Consider the following 21969-nt stretch of genomic DNA (forward strand, 5'->3'; position numbering starts at 1 on the left):
CTAAGTAGACTAAACTATAGCTTAATTTGTACCCATTGCCATAGCTGTTGTAAATTATCCATTCGCGAAAATGCCAAACTTAAATCATGCTCTAAAGTGTGCTTATTCGGTATTGCAACCACCGCTACCTTCGCATTGCTAGCAGCGGTTACGCCGGTGTGAGTATCTTCTACCGCAATTGCTTGCTCGGCTGCAATCCCTAAGGTTGAAAGCGCGAGTAAATAAGGATCGCCTGCTGGCTTTGGATTTTGCACATCATCTTTGGTGATAATGCAGTCAAACAGCTCATAAAAGCCATGCCCTTTTAAAATAGGTAAAGCTTCAAGGCGAGCACTGCCTGTAACCAGTGCCATCTTTAAACCGCTTTGCTTCACATTGTGCAACACGTCTTTAGCAAAAGGCATAAGGGCTGGCAGTTGTGTCTGCACAAATTGCTCAAATGCATCATATTTAGCTTGCGCTAACCACTGTGGTGAAACCGATAAATTATATTGCTCAACCACTGCAATCGCCGCCTCTAACGTCGGCCGACCGGAAAAACGTTGGCAAAACTCATCTTCATCATAACTTACACCAAACGGTGCTAAAATATCATTCCAGCAGCTAAAATGGACACTTTCAGAATCAACTAACGTGCCATCCATATCAAATAATACCGCTTTTAAAGTCATCCTCATTCCTTTATTTCAACAATAAAAAAAGGTGCACAAGGCACCTTCACAATCAATAGATTACTCAGTTAAACCCGCCGGCGGCTCAGCAAATGCCTCTTCACCCGTTTCTACATCAACCAGTTCATAACCACGCTCTTTTCTAACCACTTTTAGTACGGGTTTGGCAAATGCTGTTTTAAGCCGTTCAGCATCATCTTGCAGTGCTTCTAGCGTATTACCAAAAGGCGCTGCACCGGTTTCTGACCAATTCGTTACTTTACCATTGAGGTTATATTCAACCTCATGAATTTGATATTGCGCCGCTTCATCTTTGGTTGCTTCACAAAAAATCACTCGGTAGTTCCAAAATCCAGCCATTGCTCTTCTCTTTTAAATTTAATTGTCGCTACTTTAGCAGCTCTAATAAGGCTTTTCACTAGCGTAAAACAAAAAGCCCGCAAATAATGCGGGCTTGGATCTACTTAACTAAAATGGAGTTTAGTAAAACTTAACTTTAAATTCTGCACCGATATAGCGCTCTTCATTTACCATACCTGTGTTGTTATTAAAGTCGATTGCACCGATTACTTGTTGCTCGTCAAATAGGTTACGTACAAACGCAGATACTTCATACTCATAATCACCTTCAGCCCAGTTATAACCCGCACGTAGGCCTGTTTCTAATAGTGATTTACCTTCAAACTCAACTGACTCATATAAGAAGAAGTCAATTTCGCTGCGGTATGAAATATCGGTATAAGCGAAGAAGTCACCACCAGCCAGCTCTTTAGTATAACGAAGTGTTAAGTTAGAGATCCATTCAGGCGCATGCGGAAGGCTATTACCATCCAAAATAGCGCGATCTTCAGGGCCAAATGCGCCTGGAACTTGGAATGTAGGATCTTTCACGGTGCACTGCGCACATACTGCAACAGCGAGATCATTATCTTTCAGCTCAGTTTTGTTATAGCTTAAATTAAAGGTGGCATTCAACTCATCAGTTAATACCCACTCAGTATCTAACTCAAAACCATAACCGGTCGTTTTATCAGCATTTACTAAACGGTTAAAGTTAGCGCCACCACCTACAGCCGTTAACTGTTGGTCATCCATTTGATAGTAAAAAACAGTCGCGTTTACGCGACCACGGCCATCTAATACATCTGATTTGATACCTGTTTCGTATGATGTAACAGTCTCTGACTTAGCAATCGTTACTTCATCGCCAAATAAAATACGGCCCTGAATACTTGGCGCTCGGAAGCTATTCGCAATACGTGCATACCAGTTAACATCATCGTTGATTTTATAGCTTGATGAAATATCCCAGCTGATGTGATCATCACTAGGGTTTTCAGTTAAAAACAGTGCACCACCGCCAGCAGGACTTAATGTACGATTTGCTGAGAATTCTTTATCATCATCAGAATAACGAAGGCCAGCAGTCACTTTAAAGTCATCTGTTAGTGTGTAGTCAACCGAGCCAAATACCGCCCACGCTTTAGTGTCTTGCTGTTGAATAACATAACCATTTAATGCTCCATTAGCAGCAGTATCATAACTATAGTTTTCAATGGTTAACGCTTCATCAAAGTAAAATACGCCGACTTGATAATTTAAGTCACCCGCAAAGTTGCTTGATAAACGAAGTTCTTGCGTGTATTGGTCATGCTCAGGAATACCATCAGCACTTTCTGAAGAAAATGGAATAAACCCAGGTCCCATTGCAACAGGTACGTCATTAATTGCATACCCACCATAACCACCATCGATGTCTGCACGAGAATAAATTTCTGCGCTTTCCCATGCTGAGATAGAGGTAATTGTATGGTTAGCTAAATCCCACTCAAGCTTTAAGCTTGCACCTTGAGAGTCAACTTGTTGTGTTGCACGTGATGCTGCATCGTGAAAAACAACATCATGCTCATAACCATCAACTAAGTCATTGCTACCTTGCTTGATAACATTGGCACGGAACGCAATTGGAGAACCATCCATATCGCGGATATGGTAGTTAAATAAACCAGTGAAATCGTCACCTTCATACAAAAATTGAATACGAGCAGCTTGATCTGTATAACCACCTAAAGCATCTTTTTGCTCAAAGCCAGGCGCACGATTATCAATATAATCGTCTTTATCTTGCCACAATACAGAAACACGTGTTGATAAACGGTCTGTTAATGCACCACCTACCGCGCCTTCAAAATCAACTGCACCACGGCTACCATATGATACTGAACCATAACCATCAAAGTCTTGGCTTGGTTTAACTGTATCAAATTTGACTAGGCCCGCAGGCGTGTTACGACCAAACAAAGTACCTTGGGGACCACGTAAAACTTCTACGCGTGCCACATCAAATACAGGGAAGCCTTTTAAAATAGCATTTTCTTGGACAACTTCATCAACTACTAATGATACTGGCTGTGAAGCATTTAAATCGAAATCGGTATTACCTAGGCCACGAACATAAAAGCGTGGGAAAGAGCGACCAAATGAAGATTCAATAGATAAGCTTGGGATTTTCGCATTCATAAAACGAATATCCATACCAGCAGAGCTGTATGCATCTAAGTTATCACCTTGTAGAGCAGAAACCGCCACAGGTACTTCCTGTGCATTTTCTACACGCTTACGTGCAGTGATTTGAATAACTTCTAATTGCTTGCTTTTTGCACTTGGAGCTTGTTCATCAGCTGCAAGAGTAGAAAATGAAGTACCTGCTACGGCAGAGAACAACGTTGCATTAATTAGGGTTGCTAACGTAGATCTTTTCATTGCTTTCATGTCGGGTTTTAACCTTTTTAGTGCACTCTTGTTCAACGGTTGGTGTGTTGCGCCAAATTCACTCGGCGGGCTCGGCCAATTTTTCGCGCCTTAAGTTAAGCTGCGCGGACCTCTTTGTCGAGAGTGCAAAACGAAGTAAAGAGGCTGAACGAACGATGAAGATTATAGCACTGTGTGACAGTTTTGCTGCATAAATATGTACAATAAAACAAACTTTTTACAACAAATAACGACATGATAAGCGAACTTTGACGATTTTATGCAAATATATTTATTTTATGCGGACATTTGTCCTGTCAATCACATTACTGTAAATGTATTAAGCATCAATAAATAGGGGGCGCTAATTAACTATAATGCTCAATGGGTAAACCTAGCATAGCCAAATTTAATTCTGCTATACAATACTTCTGCAAAGTTAATAGATATATTTTATTGATAAGTCACACCTTGTGCTAATGTATATAAACATAACAGAGCTAATCATTAAGGAATAAGATGGATCTCACCTCAACACTTTCAAAAAATTGGTCGGTACTCTTTATACGCGGCTTAATTGCAATCATTTTTGGTGTGATCACTTGGTTTGCACCGAGCGCCTCACTGAGTATTATGCTGTTATTTTTTGCCGGCTATTTTTTATTTGATGGCATGCTAAGAACATGGATCGCTTGGAATTCTAAGCAACACAACCCTTATTGGCGCTGGTTATTGGCTGGTGGGGTGTTATCAATCATCGCAGGGCTTGTTACCCTATTTGCGCCGAACGTTACCGCGATACTATTACTTTATTATGTCGCTGCGTGGGCCATTGCCATTGGTGCTGTTGAAATTTTTGTCGCACTTAAATTAAGAGCTGAAATTTCAGGTGAATGGCTATTAATTATTACCGGTGCCCTATCAGTATTATTTGGCTTGTACTTAATTTTTAACCCAAGTGCTGGGATCCATACCCTACTTTGGTTAGTCGCCACTTACGCGGTGCTTTTTGGTGCTTTAATCGTACTGTTCTCGTTAAAGCTTAAAAAACTAGCACAGCGGCAATAACTCATAAATAAAGCTGCACTTGGCAATAAACGACTTTTATCAGCTTATATAGATGTACTTGAGCGCTATTTAAGTTATTTCAATGCTCGTCGCGTTAAGGCAATTTCACCATCAATATGAAGATCGCGCTGCGGGAAGGAAATCGTGACGTTATGTTCAGCAAACACTTTATAAATACTAAAGCGAATATCACTGCGCACCTGACGTAGCATGGTTTCTGACTCCGCGCAGACCCAAAATATGGCATTAAACACCAAAGAGCTTTCAGCAAAATCATCAAATAACACCGAATATGCTGGGGTCGGTAATATTGCAGGATGTTCACTTAATACTTGTTTAATTAGCTTTTCAACTAGCAGCACATCCGAGCCATAAGCAACGCCAACACTGACCGAAGAACGCGCATTACGATCTATCAAGGTCCAGTTAGTTACGGTGTTTTCGAGTAGTTGACTGTTTGGTATCAACATATGCACACCGTCATTGCGGCGAATACGGGTGGAGCGGGTATTAATGGTTTCGACTACCCCTTTTGCAGTCCCCACTTCTAAAAAGTCACCAATGCGAATAGGTCGCTCCCACATTAAAATCCAGCCACTGATAAAGTTATTAATAATATTTTGCGCGCCAAAACCGACCCCAATCGCGATAGCACCGGAGACAAAAGCAAATGCTGTAAGCGGAATATTTAGTACTTCTAAAGAAGTAAAAACCAATATCGCAATACTTAACACTAAGTAAATACGCGTAAATAACAGCACTGCATCAGGGTTCATTTTACGTGCTAGTAATGTTTTGCGAATTAAACGACCAATACGGGTTACCGCAAACCACATCGCAAAAAGTATCAACGGTACTTGAATCACTTTGGCGACGGTAATTTCAATGTTGTTATAACTAAAAATTACATACGATAAATATTGAGAGACTAACTCTAACGTCATACTTTTTCCAAAATAAATAAAGCAAAATACCTATACCTAAACCAACTCAAGATGCAAGTTTGGGTATATTCAGGGTTAAGTAAGTTTAGCACGCCATAATGGCATTTACGGAGAAGTTAAAGTTCAATATGTTTTTTATGAACAAATTATTAACATTTTCTTACGAGCAATGCTATATAACTACTGTAAGCTTAAATAAAGCACGAGGAACAGAATAATGTCACAGCTGACTTTGAATCAAAAACTAGCCACTTTGCAACCTTTAGTCGATTTGCAACTGTTTGAATCAAGCCTTGAATATCGCAATAAAATTTTGTCTGTACTTGCAGAGCAAGAACACACTCTTAATTGCATTAACAAAGAGTTCGGTCACCAGCAGCCTGCCAGTTTTGGTAGTGAAAAGAAATTTGTATTAGGTTACAACTAATTTTGCACCGCGTGATTAACTATTTAGTGAATTACCCATTAAGTAATATGACAACAACCAAGCAGTAGCTTTTATATAAGTAATTATATTTTAGCTACTATTTTTAAGTTTTCAGCTATTTTATCTGGAAAATACTCCTTTTGCGCTCAATCCCCTCATTAAACCGATAAACTTTATTGTATATAATCTAAAATTTGCTAAGTTAAGATGCTTAATGCCTTACTTGTATTTTAAAGGCTTATTTTTTTATTGGAGCTCTTATGCGCAAATCTCTCATCGCTAGCACTATCGCCAGCGCTTTATTATTATCAGCTTGTAGTTCACAACAAGTAGCAGACTCACCAGAACACGCATCGCAAGTACAAACTGTTAATGTTGATAATGTATTGATGAAGCCAAGTCCACTGCAATACATGGCACCAGAATTTGATAAATTTGGCACTAAAGATTACGAGCCAGTATTTGACGCCGGTATTGCTCAGCAAAAAGCACAGATTGCAGCGATTGCTAACAACCCTGCTGCTGCAACATTTAAAAACACTCTGGTTGAACTTGAGCTATCTGGCGAATTACTTGACCGTGTATCAACTGCGTTTTATAACTTATCGGGATTGATTTCAGATAGCGAATACCAACGTATTGCCGCTAAAATGGCACCAGTATTATCTGCTCACTCTGATGACATTTACTTAAATAAAGCGCTTTTCTCTCGTGTTGAAAGTATTTATAACAACAAAGCAAGCCTAAACGCTGAAGACCAACGCCTAGTTGAGTTTTACTACACTAAATTTGTCAACGCTGGCGCAAAGCTTAACGAAGCACAAAAAACCAAAATGCGTGAGATCAACGCAGAGCTTGCTAAGTTATCAACGGCATTTTCACAAAACATCCTAAAATCGTTTAAAGAAGATGTGATCCTTGTTACTGACAAAAGTGAACTTGCGGGTCTGTCTGATGGCGAAATTGACAGCCTAGCCGCGGCTGCTAAAAAAGCAGGTAAAGAAGGCTACATGATCACCTTGGTGAACACTACGCAACAACCTATTCTAAGCAGCCTTGAAAACCGTAAACTACGTGAGCGTATTTTTAAAGCATCAGCGACTCGTGCACAAAATACTAACGGCCCTATTATTATCAAAGAAACCAACTTACGTGCACAAAAAGCCGAGCTACTTGGTTACAAAGATTGGGCGTCGTATGTAATGACCACGCGTATGGCTAAAACCACTGAGAATGTATACGGTATTTTAGATGATCTGGCCCCAAAAGCAGTAAACAAAGCCAAAGCGGAAGCTGCTGAAATCCAAAAAGTGATTGATGCATCTGGCGAAACCTTTGCACTACAACCTTGGGACTGGGCATTCTACTCAGAAAAAGTACGTCAAGCTAAGTATGACCTAGATCCAGCGCTTGTTAAGCCTTACTTTGAAATGCAATCAGTGATCCATGACGGCATGTTCTTCGCAATGGAAAAACTATACGGCATCACCTTTAAAGAGCGTAAAGATTTACCTGTCTATCACGAAGACGTCATGGCATTTGAAGTATTCAACGCCGATGGTAGCGCAATTGGTTTATTCTACATGGACCCTTATGCTCGTGAAGGCAAGCGTGGCGGTGCATGGATGAGCTCATACGTGGGTCAAAGTGGTTTAAAAGGCACAAAACCTGTTATTTATAACGCGCAGAACATTCCTAAGCCTGCGGATGGTCAACCAACGCTGATGACGTTTTCTGAAGTAACCACTATGTTCCATGAATTTGGTCATGCGGCGCACGGTTTATTCTCAGACGTTAAATACCCAAGCCTTGCCGGTACTGCAACAGCCCGTGACTTTGTTGAGTTCCCATCACAAGCGAACGAAGATTGGAACATTGAACCGACGGTACTTGCTAACTACGCTAAGCACTACAAAACGGGTGAGCCAATTCCAAAAGAGCTACTAGCAAAAGTACTTGAATCACAAAACTTTAACCAAGGTTTTGGCACCACTGAATACTTAGCTGCAGCATTACTTGATATGGAATGGCACTCATTTGGTGCTGATACTGAAATTACCGACGTACAAAAATTTGAGCATGAAGCGCTTGAAAAACACGGTATTGCTTATTACCCAGTACCACCGCGTTATAAGTCTTGCTACTTTAGCCACACCTTTGCAGGCGGTTACTCAGCAGGTTACTACGCTTACCTCTGGACTGAAGTATTTGCAGCCGACGCATTTGCGCACATGACAGAGCAAGGCGGTCTTACTCGTGAAAACGGTGATAGCTTCCGTAAAGAGATTCTATCAAAAGGTAACAGCCGCGACTTAATGCAAAGCTACATTGAGTTCCGTGGTCAAAAGCCAACCACCGACGCACTACTGAAGCGCCGTGGTTTAGTTGAATAAAGTAAACTGATATTACTGGGAGCCCGCACTGGGCTCCCATTTTTATAGCAGTCGTCTGATATTTTTTACCTTCTAACTCAAAGCTACGCTTACCACGACATAATTATGCTAGTCTGAATAAAAAAATTCAGGCCTCCAATATGAAACATTCTCTTTTATTTTCAAGCTGTTTACTACTAGGTGCATGTGCGACTCAACCTACAGAGCGCGCCGATATAGTGATCACTAATGCCACGGTTATTGATGTAAAAACAGGGCAGCTTAGTGCGGATCAATCACTTGCCATCCGTGATGGTGTGATCATTAAACGCAGTAACCAGTCGCTACAAAATAACTATATTAGCGATAATTACATTGATGCCAATGACCAATTTTTGATGCCAGGGCTTTGGGATATGCACGTCCACTTTGGTGGCGGTGAAGAACTCATCGCTGAAAATAAAGCATTATTGCCCCTATACCTTGCCTATGGTGTGACTACAGTACGCGATGCTGCCGCTGATTTAAGTGAATCGGTTTTGAGCTGGCGAGAGCAAATTAATAACAACCAATTAGTGGGCCCAACAATTTATACCTCAGGACCAAAACTTGAAGGTAAAGACTCAATTTGGCCTGGGGATTTAGAAGTTGCAACAGTGGCAGAAATGAATGCCGCAATAGATAGCCTTGCTGCCATGAATGTAGACTTTGTGAAAATCACCGACAGCGCATTAACGCCAGAGCTGTATTTAAAAGCCGTTAAAGAAGTAAAGAAACGCGGTTATCAAATATCAGGGCATATTCCATTTTCGTTATCGGTAACAGACGTATCGAATGCGGGGTTAGACGCCATCGAGCACATGACTTACTTATTAAAAGCCGCCGCAAGCAACGAGCCTGAAATATCAGCAAAAGTGGCCGCTGGGGAGCTGAGTTATCGCAGCGCCTTACCTATTATCACCGCCAATATTGATACTCAAACGGCTTTAAATAAATACGCCGTGTTGGCTGAAAATAACACCGCAGTGGTGCCTACTTTAATTGGTGGTCAGATCACCGCGTACATTGATGAAGATAATCATCAAGATGATGAATTTTTAAACTACCTTGGTAAAGGCCTTAAAGCCACTTACCAATGGCGTGTAGATAGAGCAAATAAAGATACACCAGCACAAATTAAGCAACGTAAAGAGCGCTTTATAAAAACCGCACAGTTACTGCCACTGGCGCAACAAGCCGGCGTACCCATTATTGCCGGAACCGATGCTGGCTTTTTAAATTCATATATTTATCCTGGTTTATCACTGCATCAAGAATTGGCTATTTTTAGTGACTACGGCCTAACACCGCTGCAAACACTGCAATCAGCAACCCTTGCTGGGCCAGAGTTTTTAGGTAAGCGTGAGCAATTTGGTGACCTGACTGAAGGTAAAACCGCAGATATCATTTTTCTAACTGCTAACCCATTGCTTGATGTGCGTAACACCCAAAAACTCAGCGGGGTTATTTCGCATAGTCGCTATTACAATCAAGCCGCACTTGAGCAGCTAAAAGCCGCTGCCAAACAATTTGTTAGTTCACAACAATAAATTAATCAATGGGCTCAGGTTACTTCACTGAGCCACTCCCTTTAATGCCCGTTGTAGTATACACTCGCGTTTTTAGTTTGGAATAAGCAACACTATGGGCTACTTATTTGCCGTCACTCTATTATGGGCGTTTTCATTTAGTTTAATTGGCGTATATTTAGCGGGTCAAGTTGATGCTTGGTTTAGTGTATTAATTCGCGTAGCCCTCGCCACACTGCTATTTTTACCGTTTTTAAAACGAACACCTCCCCCACTTGCGTGCAAACTCATGCTGATAGGCGCAGTACAACTCGGGATTATGTATAGCTTTTACTACCACTCATTTTTGTTCTTAAGTGTGCCTGAAGTACTGCTATTTACCGTAATGACCCCGCTTTACATCACGTTATTAAACGATGCATTTAACAAACAATTTAACCCACAGTTTTTTATCGTCGCATTTATTGCCGTCTTAGGTGCCATTACTATTCGCTATGAAAACTTAGACAGCAACTTCTTAGTCGGATTATTACTGGTACAAGGCGCGAATATTAGTTTTGCTACAGGGCAAGTAACCTATAAACGCTTAATGTTGGATAAGCAGCTTGATGATAAAACCGTATTTGGCTGGTTTTTTATTGGCGCACTCATTATTGCAAGTAGCTGCTATGTCTTATTTGGTGATTCAAACAAATTACCAAGCACGTCAACACAATGGGGCATACTAATTTATTTAGGAATTGTGGCATCCGGTATTGGCTATTTTATGTGGAATAAAGGCGCAACTATTGTCAATGTGGGCGCACTGGCGGTGATGAACAACTTGCTTATTCCTGCGGGCATTGTTGTTAATGTGCTTATTTGGAATAGAGATGCAGACCTACTTAGATTAAGTATTGGCGCGGGAGTGATACTTTTTGCCTTAGTAGTAAACCAAATAATGACGAAAAGAGCCAATTAATTACTCTGTAGTGAAACTGTCACTAATAATTAGTAAGGTAGCGTCCACTTTGATTTTTAAGGACAAATAATGAAACACACACCTATACTAGCTAGTTGTTTATTATTAATTACACTCACTGGCTGCGCTGACGATACAGAAATAGTCGAAAAAGAAGTGGTTGTCACCAACACTGAAGTTGAAATTGTTAAAGTTCCTACCCCGGTTATTGTTGAAGTAGCGCAAGGTACAAATATTCAACTCGGTGCTCGTCCTGACTACTTAATTGACGATATGACTACCAGCGCTCTAAAAACAAAATTAGAATCGTGCAAAGACGGCCCTTTTTATCGTACTGATTTTTCAATTGGTCATCGCGGTGCACCGATGCAATACCCTGAGCATACTCAAGAATCTTACATTGCAGCGGCTCGGATGGGCGCGGGCATTGTTGAGTGCGATGTGACGTTTACAAATGATAAAGAGCTGGTATGTCGCCATTCACAATGTGATTTACATACCACCACTAATATTTTAGCGATCCCAGAACTTGCCGCTAAATGCAGCGTACCATTTACGCCAGCGGATCCTAACAGTGGTACACCTGCTACAGCTAAATGTTGCACTAGCGATATTAGTCTGGCTGAATTTTTAACCCTTGAGGGTAAAATGGATGGCGCGAACACCAATGCCACGAATGTTAGCGATTATATGCAGGGTACACCGAGTTGGCGCACTGATTTATACGCTACCTCAGGTACACTCATGACTCACAAACAAAGTATTGCACTATTTAAAGAATTGGGTGTAAAAATGACCCCTGAGCTTAAATCTCCTCAAGTGAGCATGCCTTTTAATGGCATGACCCAAGCACAATATGCACAAAAAATGCTGGATGAATACACACAAATGGAGGTGCCCGCAAACCATGTTTATCCGCAATCATTTAACCTAGCCGACGTAGAATATTGGATTAACACTAATCCTGAATTTGCAGCACAAAGTGTTTATTTAGATGGTCGCGACAGCAATGCAGGGTTTGATCCTAATAACGCAGCAACATGGCAACCAAGCATGGCAGAGCTCGCAACTGATGGCGTTAAAATTATAGCGCCCCCTATTTGGGTGCTACTGACTATAGATAACGACAACAATATAGTGCCCTCGCAGTACGCCATAGATGCTAAAGCAGCGGGGCTTAATATTATTGCATGGAGCCTTGAACGCTCTGGCCCTCTAAATGAAGGTGGCGGTTATTATTATCAGTCTATTAGTGATGTTATAGATAATGATGGCGATATGTTCACTGTGGTTGATGTTTTAGCACAAGAGGTTGGTGTAATGGGCATATTTTCCGATTGGCCAGCAACCGTAAGTTACTATGCTAGCTGTAATAAAATGCCTACAAGTATTTAAACTTTAGGACGTGTTTATTTTATCGCGCTCAGTTACCATATATTTTATATACTATTTAATTGAGCGCTTTTATGATCATCCAACACCATAACGCTGACTTGCCTACCCCAACAGGCACTATGCGCACCACTGTTTACCGCCCACAAGTTGATGGGCAATTTCCCGCGATTATTTTTTACTCTGAAATTTTCCAACAAACCGCGCCTATCGCACGCAGTGCCGCTCTTTTAGCGGGCCATGGTTTTGTGGTGTTAGTGCCAGAAGTTTTTCATGAGCTAAATCCGATTGGTACAGTGCTGGCCTATGATGACGCGGGGAAAGACAAAGGCAATGCCGATAAATGGGCAAAGCCGCTTGAATCCCACGACAGCGACACCCAAGCATTAATCGACTTTGCACAAACGCAAGCCTATTGCACCGGCTCAGTGGGTGCTATGGGTGTGTGCATCGGTGGTCACTTAGCTTATCGCGCGGCGTTAAACCCAGCAATTAAAGCAGCATTTTGTTTATACGCCACCGATATTCATAGCGATACACTCCCCGCACAAGCCGGTAATAACTCATTTGAACGGATGGCTGATATTCAAGGTGAAATTCACTTTATTTGGGGTAAGCAAGACCCGCATGTACCACAACAAGGTCGCGCTAAAATTTATCAGCAAGTGGTTGCCACTGGCATTAACTATCAATGGCAAGAAGTAAACGCCCAACATGCATTTATGCGCGATGAAGGCGAACGTTACGATCCAGCCCTTGCCATTGCCATGTACCAGCAAGCTGTGGCGTTATTTAACCGTACTTTATAACGTTATATGTTGATGAGCATAGTCAATACGGTATGTTTTTTAGCTGCTCAAACGATACCTTCATGCCATCCCCTAAATGCAACGGCTCAATTGTATCAATTTTTAAATCAATAAAAGTCGAACTTATCGGCGTTGTTTACACCTAACTTGGGACATATAGTATTTAGCAGAGTAAAATTTAATTCATCAGAAGGAATACAGTTATGACTAAAAAAATACTTATAGTACTTACCTCTCATGCAGAGCTTGGCGATACGGGTCATAAAACGGGATTTTGGATAGAAGAATTTGCCGCCCCTTATTATGCATTTATTGATGCCGGAGCTGAGGTCACACTGGCATCGGTGCAAGGCGGGCAACCACCGATTGATCCAAATAGCACCGCACCTGATGCCGCAACCGACGCCACTAAACGCTTTGACAACGACAGTGCAGCGCAAACATTGATGGCCAACACCAAGTTACTTAGTGAGGTAAATGCAAGCGATTTTGACGGCGTATTTTACCCAGGCGGCCACGGCCCTTTATGGGATTTAGTGGACAATACTGATTCAATTGCACTGATTGAAGAGTTTATTAATACAGAAAAGCCTGTAGCGGCTGTCTGCCATGCAAGCGCAGTATTTTTAAATGTGAAAAACTCAGATGGCACGGCACTTGTTGCTGGTAAAAAAGTAACCGGTTTTAGCAATAGTGAAGAAGACGCCGTGCAACTGACTGACATAGTGCCATTATTAGTTGAAGACGAACTCATTAAAAAAGGCGGCAATTATCAAAAAACCGATGATTGGGGGGTACTGGCTTTAGAAGACGGCTTACTGATCACCGGTCAAAACCCTGCCAGCTCTGAACTTGCAGCTAAAAAACTATTAACTAAGTTAGGTTAAACTCAATTTAGCGTGTAGCAAAGCCTTGCCCATTGGGTAAGGCTTTTCATTTAAGCATCAAGATGGGTATACTCTGGCAAACTCATTTTCAATTTAAGCTTATGTATGGCAAATCAAAAAAGTTCTTTAAGCATTCCTCCTCTGGCCAGTAAACGCTTTACAATAATTGGCATTATTTTGCTGTGTACCTTATTACAAGTAATTAATAGCTTACCGGGCATAAACCTAAATGGCTTAGGTATTTATCCGCGCAGCTTAAGTGGTTTAAGCGGTATTTTTTTCGCGCCATTTTTACATGGCGGCTGGGCTCATTTGCTCAGTAATTTAATCCCGTTCGCGATACTCGGCTGGCTAGTATGCCAATACAGTGTAAAACGCTTTTGGCTGGTATTTATTTTCACCGCTAGCGTTGGTGGCTTACTAGTTTGGCTATTTGGCCGCGCCAATATTCACGTTGGTTTAAGCGGCGTGCTGTATGGTTTGTGGGGATTTTTAATTTGCTATGGCATTATGCATCGCTCATTTAAAGCCATTGCCATCAGTGTGGTGGTGGTATTTTTATATAGCGGTTTAATTTGGGGTGTACTGCCACAGCGCCCGCATGTGTCGTTTGAAAGCCACTTTTTTGGCGCACTGGCAGGCATTGTTATTGGCTATTATTTAGCAAAACAAGATAAGAAAGTGACGCTATAGCGAGTTGGCGAGTTGGCGAGTTGGCGAGTTGGCGAGTTGGCGAGTTGGCGAGTTGGCGAGTTGAAGATAAAGTATCAATTCTCATCGTCAACTTTCAACATTTCTATCTGTGCTTTCTCAGCCTCGGTTAGCGCTTTATATCCACGCGGATAAGGCCAACCATAGCCCCATCTAAATGTTGTTGGAAAATAGGGGCTGCCGCCCACACGCACACCTGCCAGCATCAGTTGTGCTATTTGTGGTTCGCCTACTTTAGCCACGCATTCTTGTAGTTGTTTATCCGCAAATAGCCTTTGTTCATAGGTACCGCCTTGCCAATAACTATAATCATGGGCGGTACAACAATCTAACCATAATTGTTTTTGTGTGAAAGTACCGTCTGGAAATGAGCTGCATCCATCAGAGGTAAAAGGCTCAATATTTTCGGCTTTGCTATCTAAACAAATTAAACATGCCATTATGACCAAAACTAAACGCATAGACTTTTCTCTAACAAATAACAAAAAATGTGATGATTCAACAGCGCAACGTTAAGGTGATCATCACCACACCATGATCGGTGCTTTGGTCGTCACGCTCAAACTCTGGGTTGATCAAGTGGCGATCATACGTGTGATAGTCACTCACCTCATAAAAACTGTCGTCGTAGCCTGTATCAAACTCACAGGATAACAAAATATAATCAAGTACTGAGCTGCTGGCGCCAAAATAATGTGTTGGTGTACGTATAAACTCTGTTGCAGTTGTTTTTTGTGATTTTACAAACAACTGCCACGCATCATTTAAACAATATTGTGCAAGCTGGGCTTTGCTATCGAACGCAGACACAGAGCGCAGTGAGTCGGTGAGTAAGTGACTCAGTACGCCATCGATTAGATTATTATTAAAATCCCCCATTAGCAGCATAGGGTTTTGCGTGGTCTCACGGCGTTTGATCATTTCCAGCATCAATAGCGTTGCCTCGCTGCCACGTTGAACAGTAGACCCCCAGCCACCCGCAATATCTGCTGTTAAGTGGGCAATAATATGCTGCTCTGGGGCTAACTGGCTGGTTTGCTCAACTTCAAGCATCGGCCGCTTAGATTTAAAATGCACCACATAACAATCCACATCGCCAATATGCGGCATAGCAATGGTGGCCCTGAGCACTTTGCGGCTAAAAGTAAAGTCAGCACTGAGGCCAATTGTTTGCGCAACGTCATTATCGTGCTCGACTGCCGCAATCTCATTGATTGCAAAGCGAGCAGCAATCGCCACCACAGGACGTTTATAAATAAACTCGTCAATCACTTGCGGCTCATCAACCACAGCAAAGTAGTGATAACCCGCTTTATGTAACAGCGTTTTTAGTGATTCAACGCTAAATACTTCTTGAAAGCCAATCACATCCGGTTGATATTCAGTGAGGTAATCAACAATCCAGCGCTGCTTTTTAGCCCATTGCTCTGCGCTATAAATACGCTCAAACTCATAAAACGCATTAGGCGGCTCAAGGTAATTAAACAGGTTAAAAGTGGCTATTTTTAATTGGCTATTTGCTATTACTACAGGCTCAATCGCTGTAGTGGTATTTGCGGTTAATTGTGATTGCTGGTGTGGTGCGCGATTGCTGATAACAAAAATCCTACCTGATTAGTCAAATCGAAAATAATGACGTAATTAACAATTACGCCAATCTAGTCATTTTTCATCCAAATTAAAACAGCCGAAGTTTACCATTGTATGTCAAAACTAGCGTTGCTCATTCACTGCAATACAACAGATTTCAAACACACTAATCTAAGTTCAGGTTTTTTATTATTGCATCACACGCATCTTCAATTAAATCGAGTACCTGCTCAAAACCTTGCTCACCGCCATAATAAGGATCGGGAATTTCATCAATTGTAGATGAACCATAACTTAAAAACAGCGCTAGTTTGTACTGCAAATGCGCAGGACATTGTGCCATTAAGTCTGCCAAATTTTGCTTATCAGCCGCTAAAATCAAGTCAAAATATTCAAAATCATGTTGCTGCACTTGGCGAGCATGGATCCCTTTAAAACTGTAACTACGTTTTAAAGCCACGGCTTGCGAGCGTTTATCCGGTGGATTGCCACAGTGATAAGCCGCAGTTCCCGCTGAATCAACTGCAAGGGTAACGCCTTGTTGTAATGCTTTAGCACGAAGCACAGCTTCAGCCGTTGGTGAACGACAAATATTACCTAAACACACCACCAATATTTTTTTCATTGTTAAGTCCTAGTTCGCCTCATGGCACTAGCTTTACTGAAAACGCTCGTTATTGCCAGCCTTGCAACCAACGTTGCTGATCTTTTAAATCCTGCCAATTAATTGCAACTTGACGCTTAGACATCACCGCTTCAATGATACAGCTGATAACAATACCCTCTTCATCAAACTCCATATCGGTGATTATAAAATGTTTTTCTTTATTGACGGGTGAAACGGCCGTCCATTTACTATGCAGGAGTTTTTTTGGGGTTATTTTATTCATGCTCAGTGCTATAAACCTTTTTCAATAGTTAATTGCATATAGTGTACGTTTATAACACTGATCAAGTTTAAATTAGATAAGCATATTAATACTGTTTTAAAATTGAGTCATCGTAATCATCAGTATTAAGCGTGACATTAAACTGCGCCGCCACAGTATCCAGCTCAGCTTGTTTAACAGCCAGTTCATCCATGGTGATGGTGTTATCGTCTAGCTGCCATAACAGTCGCGAACCGGCATAACTGTAATGGATCGCCAGTAATGCTTGCGGGTCGCCCTCACGCCCTGCGGCTTTTAGCTTAGCCATTTTCCGGGTGATTTTATTAAGCGCTTGTTTTAATTCCCATACGTATACCACTTCGGTCATATAATCGTGACCGCGGTATTTATTCAGCGCCCAGCCGATTGTGATACTGGTGACGATTACACCCAGTAAATTCCAATGAAAATGACTGCCACTTTCATCAGGGAACAACGCAATTAAGGTTTGCGAAATAGCTAAACTGCCAACCGCTAATGCTAAACCACAGCCGATAATAACGCGGTTTAAATGCTTACGATAACGAGCTTTATCAATTTGAATAAGTTGCATAACTGCCTAAGAAAATAAAAACCAAAATTCACAGCCGCCATTGTAACCACAGCCCATAAGCAAACACGAAACTTTTTAAAAATATTTCACCCCTTTTTAATTTACCGCACGTTTTAGTGATAAATACATCATAAATGACAGAGGATTTGCTTATGCAAACAATAGATTTACCACCCACTAATCATGCTTTAAAAACATCAACGGCCATTGTTGGTGGTGCCGCCATGACCTTTGCTGCATTTGCATTTATGCAGTATTTGATAAACGGTGAGCAACGCGCGCCAAGCTTTAATGGTGACAACATCGTTGTAGAAATATTCCAAGCACCAGAAGATTCTAAAGTGCAAAAAAAGCAAACGCTACCGCCGCCACCGAAAATGCAAACGCCGCCTAAAGTACCGCCGCGTACCCCGCCAAGCACTGATACCAATATAGTAACAACCGCAATAACGCCTGACATCAGCATTGATAAAATAGGTGGCGATATACAAACTAACTTACAGCGCCCAACGGGGGATGCGACCCCTATTGTTCGCATAAACCCTAAATATCCGCCGATTGCCGCACGAGAAGGCATTGAAGGCTGGGTACAATTAAGCTTTAATGTATCTCAAACTGGTGAAGTAATTGATGCCCAAGTTACTGACGCAGAACCAAAACGCATATTCGACCGTGAAGCGCTACGGGCAATAAAACGCTGGAAATACCGCCCCAAAGTGATTGATGGCGTAGCACAAATGCAAACGGGGCAAAGTGTACAACTTGATTTTAAGTTAGACCAAACGCAATAAAAGCTCATTAACGGAAGGGTGCCTATGCTTACAAGCTTAAAATCATGGTTTATTAGTCAGCCCAGTAACGATTACTTGGCTGACTACGCAAAAACTGGCGACAACCGCCACTTAACTAAACTCGTCACCTTGTTTGGCAACGATTTGTACCATTACTTAGTCACGCAAAGTAATGAGCAACTCGCCTTTGATATAAGCCAACAAACCTGGTTAAAAGTGATGGAAAAACGCCATTATTACCAAGAGCAGAACAACCCAAAAGCCTGGTTGTTCCGCCTAGCGCGCAATGCGTTAATCGATGAGTTTCGTAAACAGCAGCGTTTTGTAGAATTAGAAGACGATACTGCAATTGCAGCGCCTAACACACAGCAAAGCTTTGATTACGACGCCTTTAACCACGCTTTAATGCAGCTAAGCTTTGTACAACGCGAAGCCCTCAGCTTACAGCAAGAAGGCTTTTCGCTTGAAGACATACAGCAGATCACCCAAAGCAATCATGAAACCGTAAAAACGCGGCTACGTTATGCAAAACAAAACTTAAAAACACTATTAGGAGCCCACTATGAGTAAGCATAACGAGCAGTTTGAACAACAACTTAACCAGCACTTTAGTGAACGTAAAAAGCGCCACACACTCACGCCTGAACAACAGGCAATGTTAACGCAAATGCCCAGTGAAAAGCCTAATAAAAAACCAACCCGCTTTTTATTACCCCTGCAAATGACCGGCCTCGCCTGCGCTTTAGTGGTACTGGGCTTTACCATTTTTAACAACACAGATAACACCACAGAGCGACAACACACACTTAACAACACCTTTGCCGTACAGCAAGGCAATTACCATTTTATAGAAGTGCACCAAGTAGATAATGCTGGCAGTTATACAAGTGAGGTAACCCGCCAAAAACAACAACTCGACGACAAACTCGCCGCCGACTTACGCCTACATCAACAGCGCTATATTGAATATGGGCAATTAGTCAAAGTGGATAACGACTGGTACATAGCCAGCTGCCACAGCGAAGTACTCATTCAAATAAAAGACTCATTATTGAATAGCTTAAAAACCAAACACGCCGTCGCGAGTGATATTGTAAAAGGCGACATGCTCGCCATGGCCCACAACAGCCAAGGCCAGATCATCGCACTCAAACATGCAGGGGATGGGGTGAGGCAGTGCAAAACCTGAGTGGTAATCAAGTTTTAAATCTCGGTCTAATAAAAAATGTATTTTTTTACAACTAAAATGTAGATGATCCCTGATTAGGTTCATCTTTATTTTGCAACCCTTCGATCACAGAGAATACCGCTTTAAGTGCGCCCTCTTCAATGTCACTTTGGATCATTTCACACTTTGTTTCAGCTTTAGTTTTCGTATTTCTAGGTATAAAATTGATGTTGTACTTTTTTAAACATTCAAAAACTTTGTCTCCATAAGGCTCATCTATAAGATCTTTCAAATACAACTGATAAAGTAACAACCAATGATTATCTTTTTCGTAGAAATCCCCGCTCTCAAGAATTTTATTTGCAAACTCAACTATAGCATCATTGAAATCATACATTTCTAGTAACAATGTAATTGCAACGCAATCTCCGCTATCAATTATTTTTCTAGCATTTTCGCTCTTAAGAAGTACATTATGATTAAGCATAGTATGCAAAGGCCAAGCCATACCATCAGATCGTAGCTTTTCTGCATTTTCTTTTATAATTTCATTTAGTTGCTTTTCAAATACGCCTGCATTTATTCCAGATTTATCTAAGAGTTTATCGAATAGCGGAAGTAAAACAGGATAATACCAAGAGAGGTTAATAAGTGACTCTAATAAATCAATAGATGCAGAATCGCCCAGATAATCAATGATCAATGTTGTTGCATACTTCAATACACTGCCATCTGGAGTTCCATTATTTATACCTATGGCTCTATTTAAAAATGTATGCGCTTCTTCAATTGAGATTTTTAGCTCATCTTCACTGCCATTTGATAAACGGCTTGGTAAAGCACTTTTAAGTTCTAATACCCAATCATCCTCTATCGGTGCAGGTAATTCTATTACAGATGTTTTCTTTAAATTTAATGTTAGCTTATAAATAGCTAGTGATTGGGATAAATCTTGAATAAAACTTTGTGCTTCTTCGCTTGTAAAACAATAGCAAGTATAATCATCAATATAGCGATGAAATTCATAACCTTTTATTCTTAAGGTTTCATCTATTTTCCCCAAAATGAGTTCGCTCACAATACTTGAAGTAGCAGACCCTATAGGTATTCCTTGTGTTTCATTTCTTTTTGTCATTCGTTGATATTTATCTAAACGATTGAACCATTCTTTATGCTTTTTCTGTTTTTCCTTTGCCTCTTTAACGCCAACAGCTGCCCATGCTATAGCATGTGAATAAATACTATTAAAACAGTTAGCTATGTCAGTATGAACTCGAAACCGTTTTGCAAAAGAAGAGCTGTTTGAGCGACTTATTTTAGCGAATGGGCTTTCATAATTCATTACAACAAGCCGTTTTTCTTTATGATGAAACTCTGGCTTTATAATGCTATTTTCATTTTCAGTAATGCTTTTTAGTAATTCCCAGTTGTCGTGTATACACTTAACTAATGATGAATATCCTCTTGGATGAGCTAGAGCGAGAACCCTAGGTACATTGTTGTATCTTGTTGCTTTAAACTCAACTAAATCATAACCAGAGCTTTTCCTCTCAGGACTTTCTTCAAGTGCAGCAATGGCTTCCGCAACTTCTGGCGTAAATTGCCTAGTATCAATGCTTGGCGGTAATTCACCTATATTTGTTCTTTGATTTGGAAAGTAATTATAACGGGTTAAAGCTTCATATAATGCTCTTTGGCCGTTTGTATCGCCGAATATCTGACTCATGAATAGTCCTTTATAGATTTCAATAAATTTAGTTTACTTGAAACCAGCTCCAGTAGAAGCAAAAAGTAAATGCAGTATGAGATTATAGGTGTATTTATCTTACATTTTCCTTTGCTAGTCGCATTTTCGAAAATACGCGAAACCTGCTCTTGCATAATGCCAAGACCAAATTCCAATCTCACGTTTAACGCCCTTCCTCCGTCATCACGCCCTGAAAATATAAGTAATTGATGAGTAATATCGCGCATGGCAGGATTTTGTTCCCGACAAATCCTAAGTACCTACATCCATGTAGGCAATGCGCTATAAGGCGAAACTAGGCCATGGATGGCCTATCTTCGCCGTTTACGTTCATATCAATTGATTATTTGAAGGATTAAGCGTGATGCTCGGGTGGAAAATATCGCGGCTGAAGCCATCTCCTACAGAGAGCCCAGAGAGGGACCAGCGGCAGCCCCTCTTTGGCTGCCGTCGCCAGCGCGACAAAACCTTGAATAAGGTTTTTAATGTAGGTCGCGGATTTACCCCCTGTGTCAGGATAGTTGTCGCCTCTAACTTTTAATAGAGGCAGATAAAAATGAGACGTCGATTTACACAAGAATTTAAAGTCCAAGCGGTTGAAAAAGCATTATCTCAATGTGATGATGTTCG

At 41.2% G+C, this 21969-nt stretch carries 22 protein-coding genes; 12 read left to right on the forward strand and 10 right to left on the reverse strand.

The window, feature by feature from the left end; all coding sequences use genetic code 11:
• Positions 1 to 14: 14 nt before the first annotated feature.
• The 3 genes from ENH88_RS22365 to ENH88_RS22375 form a co-directional block, all read right to left on the reverse strand.
• Positions 15 to 671, reverse strand: coding sequence for an HAD family hydrolase (locus ENH88_RS22365; RefSeq protein WP_304185744.1), 657 nt, complete (start codon positions 669 to 671; stop codon positions 15 to 17).
• A gap of 60 nt (positions 672 to 731) precedes the next feature.
• A complete protein-coding gene (locus ENH88_RS22370; protein WP_304185746.1) occupies positions 732 to 1031 on the reverse strand; it encodes a hypothetical protein in 300 nt (99 codons plus the stop codon).
• A gap of 120 nt (positions 1032 to 1151) precedes the next feature.
• Positions 1152 to 3443, reverse strand: a complete 2292-nt coding sequence (locus ENH88_RS22375; RefSeq protein WP_304185747.1) for a TonB-dependent receptor — start codon at positions 3441 to 3443, stop codon at positions 1152 to 1154.
• Positions 3444 to 3941: 498 nt separating this feature from the next.
• Between ENH88_RS22375 and ENH88_RS22380 the strand changes: the two genes are divergently transcribed.
• Positions 3942 to 4490 (forward strand): HdeD family acid-resistance protein, encoded by a 549-nt coding sequence (locus ENH88_RS22380; protein ID WP_304185748.1) that lies wholly within the window; start codon positions 3942 to 3944, stop codon positions 4488 to 4490.
• A gap of 74 nt (positions 4491 to 4564) precedes the next feature.
• On the opposite strand, the gene ENH88_RS22385 is transcribed toward ENH88_RS22380, so the two are convergent.
• Positions 4565 to 5434 (reverse strand): mechanosensitive ion channel family protein, encoded by an 870-nt coding sequence (locus ENH88_RS22385; RefSeq protein ID WP_304185749.1) that lies wholly within the window; start codon positions 5432 to 5434, stop codon positions 4565 to 4567.
• Positions 5435 to 5651: 217 nt separating this feature from the next.
• Here ENH88_RS22385 and ENH88_RS22390 point away from each other — a divergent pair, with 217 nt between their 5' ends.
• The 8 genes from ENH88_RS22390 to ENH88_RS22425 all read left to right on the forward strand — a co-directional run bounded on the left by ENH88_RS22390 (position 5652) and on the right by ENH88_RS22425 (position 14543).
• Positions 5652 to 5861 (forward strand): hypothetical protein, encoded by a 210-nt coding sequence (locus ENH88_RS22390; protein ID WP_304185751.1) that lies wholly within the window; start codon positions 5652 to 5654, stop codon positions 5859 to 5861.
• 260 nt (positions 5862 to 6121) lie between these two features.
• Complete coding sequence (locus ENH88_RS22395) at positions 6122 to 8254, forward strand: M3 family metallopeptidase (RefSeq protein WP_304185753.1); 2133 nt, start codon at positions 6122 to 6124, stop codon at positions 8252 to 8254.
• Between the two features lie 140 nt (positions 8255 to 8394).
• The gene (locus ENH88_RS22400) at positions 8395 to 9822 is read left to right on the forward strand and encodes an amidohydrolase family protein (protein WP_304185754.1); all 1428 of its coding nucleotides are present in this window, start codon (positions 8395 to 8397) and stop codon (positions 9820 to 9822) included.
• Positions 9823 to 9916: 94 nt separating this feature from the next.
• Entirely contained in the window at positions 9917 to 10762 is an 846-nt protein-coding gene (locus ENH88_RS22405; RefSeq protein ID WP_304185755.1) for a carboxylate/amino acid/amine transporter, read from the forward strand.
• Positions 10763 to 10831: 69 nt separating this feature from the next.
• Positions 10832 to 12157, forward strand: coding sequence for a glycerophosphodiester phosphodiesterase family protein (locus ENH88_RS22410; protein ID WP_304185756.1), 1326 nt, complete (start codon positions 10832 to 10834; stop codon positions 12155 to 12157).
• Between the two features lie 71 nt (positions 12158 to 12228).
• Positions 12229 to 12963: a dienelactone hydrolase family protein gene (locus tag ENH88_RS22415; protein ID WP_304185757.1), complete on the forward strand. Its 735-nt coding sequence runs from the start codon at positions 12229 to 12231 to the stop codon at positions 12961 to 12963.
• A 203-nt stretch (positions 12964 to 13166) separates the two neighbouring features.
• Entirely contained in the window at positions 13167 to 13850 is a 684-nt protein-coding gene (locus tag ENH88_RS22420; RefSeq protein WP_304185758.1) for a type 1 glutamine amidotransferase domain-containing protein, read from the forward strand.
• A 105-nt stretch (positions 13851 to 13955) separates the two neighbouring features.
• Positions 13956 to 14543, forward strand: coding sequence for a rhomboid family intramembrane serine protease (locus ENH88_RS22425; RefSeq protein ID WP_304185760.1), 588 nt, complete (start codon positions 13956 to 13958; stop codon positions 14541 to 14543).
• 74 nt (positions 14544 to 14617) lie between these two features.
• On the opposite strand, the gene ENH88_RS22430 is transcribed toward ENH88_RS22425, so the two are convergent.
• The 5 genes from ENH88_RS22430 to ENH88_RS22450 form a co-directional block, all read right to left on the reverse strand.
• Positions 14618 to 15022, reverse strand: a complete 405-nt coding sequence (locus ENH88_RS22430; RefSeq protein WP_304185761.1) for a hypothetical protein — start codon at positions 15020 to 15022, stop codon at positions 14618 to 14620.
• A gap of 37 nt (positions 15023 to 15059) precedes the next feature.
• Positions 15060 to 16049: an endonuclease/exonuclease/phosphatase family protein gene (locus ENH88_RS22435; RefSeq protein WP_304185771.1), complete on the reverse strand. Its 990-nt coding sequence runs from the start codon at positions 16047 to 16049 to the stop codon at positions 15060 to 15062.
• A 268-nt stretch (positions 16050 to 16317) separates the two neighbouring features.
• The gene (locus ENH88_RS22440; RefSeq protein ID WP_304185763.1) at positions 16318 to 16776 is read right to left on the reverse strand and encodes a low molecular weight protein-tyrosine-phosphatase; all 459 of its coding nucleotides are present in this window, start codon (positions 16774 to 16776) and stop codon (positions 16318 to 16320) included.
• A 49-nt stretch (positions 16777 to 16825) separates the two neighbouring features.
• Complete coding sequence (locus ENH88_RS22445) at positions 16826 to 17041, reverse strand: TIGR02450 family Trp-rich protein (RefSeq protein WP_304185764.1); 216 nt, start codon at positions 17039 to 17041, stop codon at positions 16826 to 16828.
• 85 nt (positions 17042 to 17126) lie between these two features.
• Positions 17127 to 17633, reverse strand: a complete 507-nt coding sequence (locus ENH88_RS22450; protein ID WP_304185765.1) for a DUF3087 domain-containing protein — start codon at positions 17631 to 17633, stop codon at positions 17127 to 17129.
• 152 nt (positions 17634 to 17785) lie between these two features.
• Here ENH88_RS22450 and ENH88_RS22455 point away from each other — a divergent pair, with 152 nt between their 5' ends.
• The 3 genes from ENH88_RS22455 to ENH88_RS22465 are packed head-to-tail and all read left to right on the forward strand — an operon-like array spanning position 17786 to position 19613.
• The gene (locus tag ENH88_RS22455; protein WP_304185766.1) at positions 17786 to 18424 is read left to right on the forward strand and encodes an energy transducer TonB; all 639 of its coding nucleotides are present in this window, start codon (positions 17786 to 17788) and stop codon (positions 18422 to 18424) included.
• A gap of 24 nt (positions 18425 to 18448) precedes the next feature.
• Complete coding sequence (locus ENH88_RS22460; RefSeq protein ID WP_304185767.1) at positions 18449 to 18994, forward strand: RNA polymerase sigma factor; 546 nt, start codon at positions 18449 to 18451, stop codon at positions 18992 to 18994.
• On the forward strand, positions 18987 to 19613 hold the full coding sequence (locus ENH88_RS22465) for a hypothetical protein (RefSeq protein ID WP_304185768.1): 627 nt from the start codon (positions 18987 to 18989) through the stop codon (positions 19611 to 19613). Before ENH88_RS22460 ends, ENH88_RS22465 begins: the two co-directional genes overlap by 8 nt.
• A gap of 52 nt (positions 19614 to 19665) precedes the next feature.
• On the opposite strand, the gene drt4 is transcribed toward ENH88_RS22465, so the two are convergent.
• A complete protein-coding gene (gene drt4, locus ENH88_RS22470; protein ID WP_304185769.1) occupies positions 19666 to 21318 on the reverse strand; it encodes an antiviral reverse transcriptase Drt4 in 1653 nt (550 codons plus the stop codon).
• Positions 21319 to 21969: the final 651 nt, after the last annotated feature.

The organism is Pseudoalteromonas prydzensis (assembly GCF_011050055.1).
GTDB classification, from domain to species: domain Bacteria; phylum Pseudomonadota; class Gammaproteobacteria; order Enterobacterales; family Alteromonadaceae; genus Pseudoalteromonas; species Pseudoalteromonas prydzensis_A.